The sequence below is a fragment of the Mammaliicoccus sp. D-M19 genome (genome assembly GCF_022386695.1).
GTDB classification, from domain to species: Bacteria; Bacillota; Bacilli; order Staphylococcales; family Staphylococcaceae; genus Mammaliicoccus; species Mammaliicoccus sciuri.
Map to the genome: position 1 here is coordinate 415716 of NZ_JAJNHW010000001.1, position 12776 is coordinate 428491.

Annotated in this window: 15 protein-coding genes; 6 read left to right on the plus strand and 9 right to left on the minus strand. The window is 28.9% G+C overall.

Going from position 1 to position 12776, the window contains the following annotated elements; genetic code table 11:
* Complete coding sequence (locus LQ675_RS02110) at positions 1-1335, minus strand: isochorismate synthase (RefSeq protein ID WP_239726680.1); 1335 nt, start codon at positions 1333-1335, stop codon at positions 1-3.
* 205 nt (positions 1336-1540) lie between these two features.
* On the opposite strand from LQ675_RS02110, the gene LQ675_RS02115 reads away from it, so the two are divergent.
* Complete coding sequence (locus tag LQ675_RS02115) at positions 1541-2479, plus strand: 1,4-dihydroxy-2-naphthoate polyprenyltransferase (RefSeq protein WP_048542084.1); 939 nt, start codon at positions 1541-1543, stop codon at positions 2477-2479.
* A gap of 48 nt (positions 2480-2527) precedes the next feature.
* Here LQ675_RS02115 and LQ675_RS02120 read toward each other — a convergent pair whose 3' ends face one another.
* From LQ675_RS02120 to LQ675_RS02135, 4 genes are all read right to left on the minus strand, one after another.
* Positions 2528-3301, minus strand: a complete 774-nt coding sequence (locus LQ675_RS02120; protein ID WP_048542081.1) for an AraC family transcriptional regulator — start codon at positions 3299-3301, stop codon at positions 2528-2530.
* A gap of 15 nt (positions 3302-3316) precedes the next feature.
* Positions 3317-3889 carry a LysE family translocator gene (locus LQ675_RS02125; RefSeq protein ID WP_107603339.1) on the minus strand — a complete coding sequence of 191 codons (573 nt, stop codon included), beginning with the start codon at positions 3887-3889 and terminating at the stop codon, positions 3317-3319.
* A 108-nt stretch (positions 3890-3997) separates the two neighbouring features.
* Positions 3998-4726: an alpha/beta hydrolase gene (locus LQ675_RS02130; protein ID WP_078355615.1), complete on the minus strand. Its 729-nt coding sequence runs from the start codon at positions 4724-4726 to the stop codon at positions 3998-4000.
* A gap of 34 nt (positions 4727-4760) precedes the next feature.
* The gene (locus LQ675_RS02135) at positions 4761-5228 is read right to left on the minus strand and encodes a GNAT family N-acetyltransferase (RefSeq protein ID WP_158259712.1); all 468 of its coding nucleotides are present in this window, start codon (positions 5226-5228) and stop codon (positions 4761-4763) included.
* A 495-nt stretch (positions 5229-5723) separates the two neighbouring features.
* On the opposite strand from LQ675_RS02135, the gene LQ675_RS02140 reads away from it, so the two are divergent.
* Both LQ675_RS02140 and LQ675_RS02145 read left to right on the plus strand, forming a co-directional pair.
* Positions 5724-6809 carry a flavin monoamine oxidase family protein gene (locus tag LQ675_RS02140; RefSeq protein ID WP_158262761.1) on the plus strand — a complete coding sequence of 362 codons (1086 nt, stop codon included), beginning with the start codon at positions 5724-5726 and terminating at the stop codon, positions 6807-6809.
* Between the two features lie 419 nt (positions 6810-7228).
* Positions 7229-7714: a tetratricopeptide repeat protein gene (locus LQ675_RS02145; RefSeq protein ID WP_158262760.1), complete on the plus strand. Its 486-nt coding sequence runs from the start codon at positions 7229-7231 to the stop codon at positions 7712-7714.
* 185 nt (positions 7715-7899) lie between these two features.
* Here the strand turns inward: LQ675_RS02145 and LQ675_RS02150 are convergent, their stop codons facing one another.
* Complete coding sequence (locus tag LQ675_RS02150; RefSeq protein ID WP_075577811.1) at positions 7900-8007, minus strand: putative holin-like toxin; 108 nt, start codon at positions 8005-8007, stop codon at positions 7900-7902.
* Between the two features lie 317 nt (positions 8008-8324).
* Between LQ675_RS02150 and LQ675_RS14955 the strand changes: the two genes are divergently transcribed.
* Positions 8325-9017: an excalibur calcium-binding domain-containing protein gene (locus tag LQ675_RS14955; RefSeq protein ID WP_275590024.1), complete on the plus strand. Its 693-nt coding sequence runs from the start codon at positions 8325-8327 to the stop codon at positions 9015-9017.
* A 47-nt stretch (positions 9018-9064) separates the two neighbouring features.
* Positions 9065-9265: a hypothetical protein gene (locus LQ675_RS02160; protein WP_107603566.1), complete on the plus strand. Its 201-nt coding sequence runs from the start codon at positions 9065-9067 to the stop codon at positions 9263-9265.
* A 900-nt stretch (positions 9266-10165) separates the two neighbouring features.
* On the opposite strand, the gene LQ675_RS02165 is transcribed toward LQ675_RS02160, so the two are convergent.
* The 3 genes from LQ675_RS02165 to LQ675_RS02175 form a co-directional block, all read right to left on the minus strand.
* Positions 10166-10609, minus strand: coding sequence for a GrpB family protein (locus LQ675_RS02165; RefSeq protein ID WP_345772959.1), 444 nt, complete (start codon positions 10607-10609; stop codon positions 10166-10168).
* A gap of 259 nt (positions 10610-10868) precedes the next feature.
* Positions 10869-11264: a hypothetical protein gene (locus LQ675_RS02170; RefSeq protein ID WP_107603545.1), complete on the minus strand. Its 396-nt coding sequence runs from the start codon at positions 11262-11264 to the stop codon at positions 10869-10871.
* A gap of 113 nt (positions 11265-11377) precedes the next feature.
* Positions 11378-11749, minus strand: a complete 372-nt coding sequence (locus tag LQ675_RS02175) for a MerR family transcriptional regulator (RefSeq protein ID WP_107603546.1) — start codon at positions 11747-11749, stop codon at positions 11378-11380.
* A gap of 162 nt (positions 11750-11911) precedes the next feature.
* Here LQ675_RS02175 and LQ675_RS02180 point away from each other — a divergent pair, with 162 nt between their 5' ends.
* The gene (locus LQ675_RS02180; protein ID WP_107603547.1) at positions 11912-12658 is read left to right on the plus strand and encodes an SDR family oxidoreductase; all 747 of its coding nucleotides are present in this window, start codon (positions 11912-11914) and stop codon (positions 12656-12658) included.
* Positions 12659-12776: the final 118 nt, after the last annotated feature.

A 12776-nucleotide genomic window follows, 5' to 3' on the forward strand; every position in this document is an offset into this window, starting at 1 on the left:
CTACATCACTCCTAGTGCTTTCAACATTGGTTTAAATTTTAAGTCTGTTTCTTCAAACTCAGATATTGCTTCAGAATCTTTTACAATACCACAACCTGAATATAATGTTGCAGTATGATTATTCACTAACATAGAACGAATAGATACAACAAATTCACCATTATTTTCTAAATCTATATAACCTAATGGTGCACCGTAAAACCCTCTTGTTCCGAACTCTTCATGTTCTATAAATTTTATAGCTTCAACTTTAGGAAATCCTCCTAATGCTGGCGTCGGATGCAATTGATTAACAATTTCTAATACATTTTCAGATAGTAAATCTGCTTGTATTTTCGTATATAAATGATATAAATGTTTGTTTGTGAGTATGGTTGGCTTTTTATCGTATTCAATGTGTTTCGTAAATGATTGAATGTCATGAATGATACTATCCACTACATAACGATGTTCAAATTGATTTTTAGAATCATTTAGAAGTTCATTTTTTAATTCATCATTCTTTGATTCATCTTCTGTTCTTAAAATCGTACCAGCAATTGCATTTGTATATAGTTTACCATCTTCTATTTGGCAAAGTTGTTCAGGTGTTTGTGAAATAAATTGGGAATTACCTGATTCAAATAGCAATAAATAGCTTGATTCATTAGAATCTAATGATCTTTGTAATGCATCTTCAACATTAACATGATTTTCAAATTCGATTTGTCTTCTTCTAGATAGTACGACTTTTTGTAGGGCTACAGATTCATTCATTTGTGAAACAACTTTAGTAACTAATGCTTTCCATTCTTCACTTTGAATATCTTTATTATCCACTACTACAGGTTCACTCGATTCGATTTTTTCATTTTCTGTTTCTAAAATACTTATAACTTCGTGAATATTATCGATATCGAATTTGTTACCATGATCCGTATAAGTAAGATAACAATGACCATTTTCTTTTGTCACCAAATATTTAGGCAATACAAAATGACTCATCCCGTAATCTTTCCATTCATTCGTTAATGAATGCTCTGAAAATTGAAAGCCACCAAAGAACTTTAGATGGTGCTTTTCTTCATGTAACTTAATTGTATTTAATTGTTCTTTAATATTTTGCCAGTATTCATATATATCATCATGTTCTAAATGTGAATACCTAGCTTCTAATAAATATCCAATTCCACACATTTCTAATTTAGAATCCTTAGATTTGTAATAAAAATGTTGTCCTGTATAATTGATTTCTTCCCTTAATAAATGGATTAAATCTGGTTGATATTGAAGCTCAATTTCAACTGAAATATAATTTTTATTTCCATCGATTTCAGAAATTATCTGTTGCTTCAAATCCGTCCTCAAGGCCATTTCACTTCCACTTCTTTCCGAAAAATATCTATCTACTCATTTTATCATTTTTTAAGTCAACATGCGTTAATATTGTACTTTAAATACAGAATATAAATTAAAATTTTACACAATTACAGTGATTGACCAATTGATAGCGAAAGCATATACTAATACTGTCAAAAATATAAATTTAAGAGGTAAATACATGTCACAAAATTTATCACAGCATTCAGGCTTGAAAAAATATTATCATTTGATGAGACCACATACACTTACAGCATCATTTGTTCCTGTCCTATTGGGTACCGCTTCATCAAAGATTTTTTTAACAGGCGCTGAAGCATCCATTAAAATTTCAGTCGTATTAGCAATGTTACTCGCTAGTATTTTAATACAAGCAGCAACTAATATGTTTAATGAATACTTTGATTATAAGCGAGGATTAGATGACCATACTTCTGTCGGTATCGGAGGCGCAATTGTAAGAAATGGTATGTCTCCTAAATCCGTTTATAATTTAGCAATAGCATTCTATGTTATAGCTGTCATATTAGGTATTTACATATGCATACAAAGTACATGGCTATTAATACCAATAGGATTAGTTTGTATGGCAATCGGTTATTTTTATACAGGTGGACCAATCCCTATTTCATGGACGCCATTCGGTGAAATATTCGCTGGATTCTTCATGGGATTTGTAATTGTCATGATTTCATTCTATATACAAACAGGTACTTTAAGTTTTTATCCAGCATTATTAAGTATCCCTGTTTCTATTACAATCGGACTTATCAACTTGGCAAATAACATTAGAGACCGCGAAAAAGACAAACAAAGTGGTAGAAAGACTTACGCGATTTTAGTCGGTAAAAGACTATCTATCATGACTATGGCAATTCTTTATATTTTCGCATATGTCTTTGTTATTTATTTAGCATTATTTAAACCATACGGCTCTCTATTATGGTTGCTTGTCTTAATATCTGCACCATTCCCAATCAAAGCCGTACGTCGATTCAATAAAAATGACACACCACAAACTATGATGCCAGCAATGGCAGCTACAGGTAAAGCGAACACGATCTTCGGATTGTTATTAGCACTTGGTGTATATATTAGTGGTTTATTAGGTGGATTATAAAACACCATCAAAAAAGAGGTTTGGACAATGTCCAGCCTCTTTTTTGATTTATATAAGTTGGTTTAAATATTCAAAAGCTGTAATACCATATATTTTCTTGAAATTTTTATTTAAATGCGATAAATCTACAAATCCACAATTTGTTACAGCAGCATAAATATCTTTAGTTATTTCTAAATTTAATTTAGCTTGCTCTACCTTTCTATTCAAATAATATTGATAAGGTGTAAAACCAGTATACTTTTTGAAATAGCGAATAAATTGATATTGAGTCATATTTAATTCTAGACTGATCATTTCTACATTTAATGTATCAAACAAGTGGCTCTCTATAATATTCTTCGCCATGTTTATGAGCCTGTTATCTTTAGGCGCTACATTTATATCATTATTCAACAAAGCATCATTAACTTGCAGCAATTGTTCTAATACATAAGCATCTTCTTGATTCGTTAAAATGGCATTAGAGAGATGGATAATTTTGTTTTTTAAATTTTGATCATTTGATATAGGTTTATTGAAAATTACATTTTGCGGTATGTTATCATTTCCAAGAATATGTTCTCTCTCTAAATAAATCATTGTGTATTTAAGGTCTTTCTTGTCAAAAGAACTACCATCATGAATTTGTTCTGGATTAAAGAACATAACATTATTAGGATATGATAAATATTGGTCACCATCTAAAGTATAGTGTTGTATACCATCTAACGTAACACCAAGTGCATATTCTTTATGCGCATGTTTTTTATATTTAAACTCGCTCATTTGAGCTAATAATGCTGTAACACCTATACGCTTTTTATACAAAAAATTATCCATATAACCCCTCCTTATCTATAACCAAATTAATAATGTCGCCATAACAAGTGCCAATGACATAATGACATTAAAAACTTTCAAATGTTGATCTATAAATTTTTTCAGAACTGTGCCGAATAAAAGCCAAGACGCAAATGCTAAAAACCCAATAATCGTTATTATAGTTACATTAAGAAACACATCGTTAAAAGTAGAGTCTGCTTTTAAAACAAAGCTTGGTAAGACCGTTAAACAGAATAAGACAACTTTAGGATTTAGAAATTGCATGACAAACCCAGAAGTAAAGTTACCGTAATTTGTATCATTATGTGATTTATAAGCATTTAAAATCTGATATGCCAAATATAACATATAAATCGTTCCAATTATTTTCATCGTAAATATAATATTCGGCATTATGTTTACGAGTACTGTATTAAATATTGCAGATAACAACAAAATTAAAAAGAATGCTACCGTTGAACCGTACGTATACTGCAAAGCTTTTTTAGTACCGTAATTTTGAGTTGTTGTTAATATTACGATATTTGTAGGTCCAGGTGTGAAAGTAATTATAAAACAGTAAAATAAAAATGATAATGTACTCATCGAATCCCTCCAGTATCTTTGTATTCTCTCAATAATGTCAAAATTGATATAGTACAAAATTGCATTCACATAAAAATAAGACCACGCCAACATTTTGTTGGCATGATCTTATTTTTTTAAGAACTCAAGTATATCTTTTTCAATTTGTTCTTTATCTTCACTTCTTGTCATTAAATGTGTTGCATTTTTATAAGCTGTTAATTCTTTATGTTCTGATGCTATATCATGATATATTCTCTCCGCACTATCTTGATAAAATGTTTGATCTAATTCTCCATACTTTATAGAGATAGGTATTTTTACTGCGTCTAAATGATTCATAATATCCTCTATAAATGATGTAAATATATGTGCACCTTCATCATAATCATCAATGAGTGCAAGTTGGCGTTTGCTTTCTTCTTTATCTAAACCTTGGATCTGATTAATTCTTTCTCCATAATGATAGAGTCTTCTTTTAATATCTTTATTTGTTCTATTATGAGGTGTAGACATTGCTATACATTTCTTCACATCAAATGTTTCGACAAGTTTTAAAGACATAAGAGCACCTAATGAAACACCGAGCACATGAATGCTTTCATATCCACTATCCTTTAAATAGTGATAACTCTCTTGTACTTGCTTCCACCAATCATTTGTTGTATAGGCTAATAAACCTTCTAAACTTAATCCATGCCCTTTATAAGCTGGAATATAGCAAGTGTATCCCGCTTCGTTTAGAAACTCTGCTAAAGCTTTTACATCTCTTACTGTACCTGTAAATGAATGCAATAATATAACCGCTTCATCTCCACCTTTTAAAAATACATTTTGAGATTCTTTCAATTTCAACAATCAAATCACTCCGATTTCAATTTCGATATCACTATTATAACGCTTTTTCCATATAATAGTTTGTCGTTTCAAATCCCATTTTTTTATATAACTCATATGCAATTTGATTATGACCGAAAACATGGAGTCGAATACTTTTAATGTCATGTTCCTTGCAATACTCATCTAAAGCTTGCATCGTCATTTTACCTAAACCTTTACCTCTATCAAATTCGTTAATTTTAATATCATAAATAAAACATTTTAATACATGATCTTTCTCGAACACATGTAGCCATAAAATACCAACCTTATCCCCTTCATTAAAGATATTAAAAATTTTATGACCTTCCGTATGTAAACCATCAGGTAGAAGTTTCTTAAAATATGCTCTACTTCTCTCATCCGCTTCTTCAACAGACCAAGAACCACTTTTCACTTGTTCATCAGCAAATTCTTTCAAAGAAACCTCATAAAAATCATTAAAGTCCTGCATTTCTATTAATTTTAATTCAACAGTCATATAATCCCCACCAATCTCTATATTTAGGTTCATTATACACTTCTAAAAATTAGAAACAAAAATACAATTATTTGTTTAACCACTTAATAAACGTAATCCCCAAAATTAAAATACTCACAGCAACAAGTGATTCAATCTTCTCCTTCTTCGTAGTCTTACGAATACTTATACTTGCTTTCATATCAAACACCCCCCTTAATCATTAATTTTTCACAATAGACAAATATTGACAAATTGTGTTATAACTTCTTTGAAAAAGGACAACGTGTTGCTGCACGTTGCGCGATGAGCCCGTTTTAAAGACGGTGACCGTATTTAAATATGATAAAATAAATCATCTCTATTCAGTCAAAAGTTGTAAGAGATGGTTTATTTTTTTTGGTTCATTTTTACAATTGCGATTACTAAACCATTTAGGCTAATGATAAAAGTATTTCATACTATATATCCTTTTGATATAATAATCTTAATTTTCAAAAAGAAAGGATGTATAAGATGAATGATCATATCATAATCATTGGAGGCGGAATAGCTGGAATAAGATTAGCATCCCTTCTACAAAAAGAGAATATTCCTTATAAAATTTTAGAAGCAAGGGAATACTTAGGTGGTAGAGTTTTGACACAAATTGAAGATGAAAAAAATTACTTCGATTTAGGACCTACGTGGTATTGGCCAGAAAAAGAACCTACGATTACACAATTAATTAAAGATTTAAATATCCCTACTATGGAGCAGTTTAATAACGGGAAAAGTTTATTACAACTAAGTAATGACGGCAATATCAAATTGTTTGATTCTGAGGCTGTAAATAGTAAAAGTTATCGTATTATTGGTGGTGTCAAAAAACTAATTGATGTTATAAAAAAAGTTATTCCAAATGAATCGATACATACTCATACAATAGTTAAAAAAGTCATTAAAAATAATAACAATTATACGATTGATGCTTTTAATAATGAAACTAAGGAATCCATTTCATATACAGCAAGCAAAGTTGTACTATGTTTACCCCCTCGTTTATTGCTAGAAAACATAACATTCTTGCCCAAATTCAATCAAGAAACCTATTTAGATTTATTAAATAAACCAACATGGATGGGTGCTCAATCTAAAATAGTATTAACATATAAATCGCCATTTTGGAGAGAGCAGAACTTATCCGGTAATGTCATTAGTTGGGTAGGACCTTTAAGAGAAGTTTACGATGCAACAACAGATGATGGTAAAGCTGCACTATTTGGATTCTTTAGTCTTTCACCAGAAAATAGAAGTAAACTTACAGAACAAGAAATTAAATCTAAAGTTGTAAATCAATTAATGACACTATTCGGGAATGAAATACAAAATTATCAATCCATTTATTATAAAGATTGGTCACAAGATAATTATATGACCACCTCAGGAGATAAATTAAATATAGAAAGCTTTCCAACCTATGGACCTCCCATTAATCCGCCAGAAAGAATGTACTTCGCTGGTACAGAATACGATCAAAAAAATGGCGGTCATTTAGAAGGTGCATTAAATTCTGCTCATTCGACCTTCAAACAAATTGCAAGTGAACATAACACAGATTAATCTAAAAATAAACCTTCTCAAACTAATCGATAGTCGTAAGAGGAGGTTTTTATTTTACTATTGTTCTTTATCAAAAATATCTTTCTTAATGATATATTCAAAAATAATTTTTATTATTACTAGACCTATTGGTAATAATACATAGTATGTATTATTGACATGGTTGCTAACGTGCTGATCATACATACTTAATATAAAATACATAACAAAACAGTAAATAAGACATACTAAAATCCCCGTTTTATTTATTTTTCTTTTCAACTTTTCTTCTCCTTTCTATAAAACGAAAATTAGCTCTTTTTATTTATTATAATTTTTGGTTGTAATTTGTAAATACATTTTACATAAATTAGATATAATAAGGTATATGGATAAGATTAAATAGATAGTGTAATATTATCTTACTGGAGGGGGTTATGATGACGAATACAATAGACGAAGTTATCGAATTAAGATCAAAGAAAGAATATATAAAAGCAAAAGAAAAAATGGAAAATATATTAAGTAAAGATCCTAAAAATGCATATTACAACTATCAAATGGCATGGTGTCTTGATAATTTAGGATTAGAACACGAGGCTATTCATTATTATCATAAAGCTATTAATAACAATTTAGACCTAATATACCTAAAAGATGCTTATATAGGTTTGGGAAGTACTTATAGAAGTATTGGCAAATACAAAGAAGCTGAGAAGATTTTAAATGAAGGATTAACAAAATTTGATGACAGCCCTGTATTAAAAATATTCCTTGCTATTACACATTATAATATGAATAATAATCAGAAGTCTGTTTCTCTATTAATTGATACATTGCTAACAAATGTTGAAAATACTGAGATTCACGAATATAAAAATGCTTTGAAATTTTACAATGAAAATCTAGATAAAATATTCAACTGAAATAGAGAAAGTCACCCGTAATAATCCGACTACAAAATAGACAAATTCTACCAAATTATGTTATAATCCAATTGAATAAAGGACAACGTGCTGTAACATGTTGTCCTATGAGCCCGTTTTAAAGACGGTGACTAATTTAATGCAAATAAACCTTCTCAAACTAGTCTAAAGTTGTAAGAGATGGTTTATTTTTTTTGGCTTAATTTAACCATTGCGATTACTAAACCTAATAATAGTACAATAAAACTACCGAAACTAAACATTAAGTTTAGCGCTTCGCTAATCGGGACCACTACGGCCAACTCCTTTCTAAAGATTTTGTTGATACTTTCATAAGCATCACCTCACTTTATACTAAGATTGGCCACCATCTATCCAACTTGCTCTGTTATATTATACCAAATCCCCAGTATTTGTTATATACATTATTATTCATTATAGACAATATATGCCAATTCATACTATTATATATACATACAATTAAATATTGCTCTATCACATTCTTTAAAAATTTTCTCTAAAGAAGATTACTTAAATCATTAGTTTTTATTTATCTTTATTTAATTCTAACGCCTATGAAAACTACATCTAAAGATTGGAGATATGTAATTTGAAAAACACTTTAAATAATCTTAATAACAATGGTACTTGGTATGAACGAAGTTGGTTTATAGTATTAACATTAATTATAATTAATCCGTTGGGATTAGCTTTAATGTGGGGATTAAAAAAATGGAAGTTTTGGGTAAGAGTCGTTATTACTTCACTCTGTTTGATTTTCTTTTTTACTCACTTAATATCAGATAATGAAACTAAAACAGTTTATAAAACTAATCCTGTGGATAAAGAATTAAAAGAGCAACTTAAAGATGTTAAATCAGAAAATAAAAAACTAAAGAAGAAAATCGATGAGCTAAATGAAAAAATTGCTAAAGACAAAAAAGAAACTAAAACTAATAAAAATGATGAAAAATCTCAAGAAATAGATTCATCAAAAATTTCAAACAAAAATGAACAAAATAAAGATAATATTGTAGCAGGAGCATCTACTGAAGAAAATAAAGATAGTACAAATGAAAAGGAAAAAAATGTCTCTAGTGAGCAATCTAATACTATTGAAGCACCTCAACAAACAGAATCACAGCCAGAAGTTCAAAGTAATAATACAGCTCCACAAACACAGCATTTCGGAAATTGTAGCAGCCTAAGACAAGTATATCCAAATGGTGTACCTGCCGGTCATCCAGCATATAATGGTAATTTAGATAGAGATCATGATGGATTCGCATGCGAAAGAGATTAACTTATTGACGTATTAATTTAAAATGCTAAATACAGGGAGGTATAAGAATGAAATTTGGTGTTCGAAAACCAAGTGTTAAAAAAGTTTTTAAATCAAAAACTACTGGATCAGTTAAAAGAAAAGTCAAAAGTTCTATTAATCCCACATATGGAACTAAGGGTTCTGAATATGTTAAGTCTCCTAAGAAAGCTATAAATAATAAAATATATAAAAAATCTACTAAGAGTTTTTGGAGTTTCTTTAAATAGAATATCAATAATGCTCTCCACTTAAATTTCATCGAATACTTGATAAAACTATTATTAAAATTTAATCATTATTTAGCCCCACGCATGTGGGGTTATATTTTATCCATTTTGTTAACTTTTGAACATTACAAAGATTAAATAAACATACTTATATACATAAAGCTCAATTAGAATGAATGAAAAATACCTTTAAAAATTATGAAAATGAATTTAAAAAATTGAACAAGCAATTAAAAAAAACAAAAAGAAAGAAAGTAGAATACGTGACCAATTAATCTGAGCGGAGATGGAGTCCTTTAATATACTTTCAGATAATAACATAATAAACTGGATTAATTTGACACGCGTTTGATACTTATAAATGCTGAATGATGATCGTAAAACAAAAAAGACCCACCAATTAAGGTGGTCATATTTATTTATGAAATATAAACTCACATTTACTTCTTATATTTTAGGTAATCTTCTATATTTTTTAATCTTTGATATATTTTTTCTTCATAATTATTTTTATTATTTTCCACTCTCTTTGCTTTTTTAATGTCAAAAGTTTGCCAAAGTATTATGAAAATCAAGATTCTCACAAAAGAAACAAATAATAAAATGAACAAATAAATATTTATTAAAAAACAACTATATAAAATACCTTCGAGTAAAAAATTAATTATATAAAAAGATGCCCATAATAAGCCATATAAAATATATTTATATGATTGGTATGTCAACACTAAACTGGACAATTTTTATGTGGTACTTAAATTTTTATTTTACTAGAGTAAATGTGAATTTATATTTAATATATTAGAAGTGTTACTTCGCATTACTTTTATTATAAATAGACTTCACAAATTCCTCTTTGAAATCAGTATAATCTTTGATGCCTGAAGAAGTATCTTTTAACTAAGATGTTTTTATATCCAAGTATTCTTTTCTCGCTTCTTCATTCGAATTCAAATAGTCTCTAAAAAAGATAAGGTTATTCCATATCTCTTGTTGATACTCAACTAAATGAATGAAGTGTGTCTTTACTTGATATGTTTCATCTGTAAACTTCGCAAGTACGATCTCATTTGGCTTTTCGACTCTTAGTTTTAAAAAATCAGCCTTTCTAAAGCTATTAAATAGTTCTTCATCTACTGTCTTAAGATTATCAACTCCTACGACAATATCTATTATTGGTTTAGCCGACATCCCCTGTATTGATGTAGTTCCGATATGTTCAATACGATATTCCCCAAGCTGTGTATATTTTAATAGTTCATTTTTTAAATTAGTAAATTCATCATGCCATTTATCTGTATATTTTTCTAATCTAATTTCGTTATTCTTTAATCCTAAATGCATAGTCATTCTCCTCACCATCATATAAAAATATTCAAATCTATTTCCTATCACTTTAATATATGTAAGTGCTCATAATTTTTCGAATGTATTAGCTATGAATATGTATCTAGTCAAAATTTAATTCTTCTTTCTCTACATATTGGTATTGTCAACAGTATCACTACCTCTAATAAATTGTTAATTTATTATAAATATATCTCTCATCATTTTAATACAAAATCACATAAAACAACATTTTACTTTTGAGTAAATATTCAAGTTATGAAACTGCTGAAAATCGGGAAATAGTTGATAAATATAGCCTGTATATTTTATGTATAATCAAAAATCCAATAAAAAACGCTAAAGCCTGATTTAAAGGCGTTTGGCGTTTTATTTTAACATCTACTTTTGATTTTAAGGCTTTTATTTCATCTTTTATTTGTTCCTTTGTGTAGCCTAGTTCAAGTAAAGAAGCGTTGATATCATCTATTAAATCTAATCGTTCTTTTTTATAAACTTCACGCATTGATAAGAAAAGACCAATAACAGTTAATATCATACCGATAGCAAGAATAATACTAGGGTCATTTTTTATATTTAGAATCGTGAGTGATAGACCAACTACCATTAATACCATACTTAATAACAGTTTTTTAGACCGTCTATTTCTCATATAAATTACTCCTTTTTTCCGTAAAAGGAATCGCCTACTTTCTTAATTTAAGACTAACCTTCCTTATAAAAGTTGTCTAGTTAAGTGTAGCCGATCCAGTTTTTATTCTTAGCTTACGGCATGCGTTTTATTTTTTTAAGCTGTATATCATATAAAGCTATTTTATAATTGATTTTTTCTAAATGTTCGATAGTTTTGTTGATTGATTTTTTTACCTTTTTCTGATGTTCTATCATCATATCTTTCCTTTCTTTTAATGTTTGGAATCCTAAATCGTACAATGATGTGTATGTTTTTATTTGTTTTAGCGTCATTCCCGTTTCTTTCAAAGCTACAACAAAATCTACCCATTCAAGAATTTCTTCAGTATAGTATCTGTGGCCATTTTTATTTCTTGGTACTTTTGGTATTATATTTTCTTTTTCATAATACCTTAATGTAGATTCATTTAAATTTTTCATTTTAGCAACTTCTTCAATATACATTTTCACACCTCTTCTTGTTTAAAGTAACTTTAACATAAAATATACTATTTTTTAATTTTAAACTAGCATAAAACTCTCTATTATAACGTTTAACTTAACGCTTGCATTAAACATAACTTTAACTGGTATATTTATATTACATTAATAAAGGAGGAAATAACAATGAATAATGTTCAAAATAAAACAGTTATTATTACCGGTGCCTCAAGTGGTATGGGTAAAGCCACAGCAATAAAATTAGCAAATAGTGGCGCAAATGTTGTTTTAGCAGCACGTAGGGAAGACCTTTTGAAAAAAATAGTTAGTGAAATTAATAGCGCTGGTGGAACAGCTATTTATCAGGTAACTGATGTAACAAACGCTGACCATATGGAATATTTGGCAAAATTGACTTACGAAAAATTTGGTAAAATCGATGTTCTTATTAATAATGCAGGAATTATGCCTTTATCAGAATTAAAAATGAGAAAAATTCACGAATGGGAAGCAATGGTAGATGTTAACATTAAAGGAGTTCTTTACGGCATATATGCTGTACTACCATATATGCGAGAACAACATGAAGGCCATATTATAAATGTATCGAGTATAGCTGGACATGTGGTATTTCCAGGTAGTGCGGTTTATTGTGGTACAAAAGCAGCTGTAAGGTCTATTAGTGAAGGATTACGTATGGAAGAAGCTACAAGTAGTAATATTAGATCAACTATAATATCACCAGGATCTATTCTAACTGAATTGTCTACACATATTACAGATTTAGAACAAAAAGAAGCTATTAAACAAATTGAAGATTCTGTAGGTATTGAGCCAGAAAATATTGCTGAATCTATTTATTTTGCCATTACACAGCCAGAAGAAGTAGGTATAAACGAAATAATTGTAAGACCAACCAAACAACAACTTTAAAGATTTATTATATAAATAAACCTATTAGTCGACTCTGTGTACTAGATTTTCATAGTATAATAAAACAAAATACAAATTGTATCACCTAAGGTCTTAACTAGACAGTTTAAATAATTAG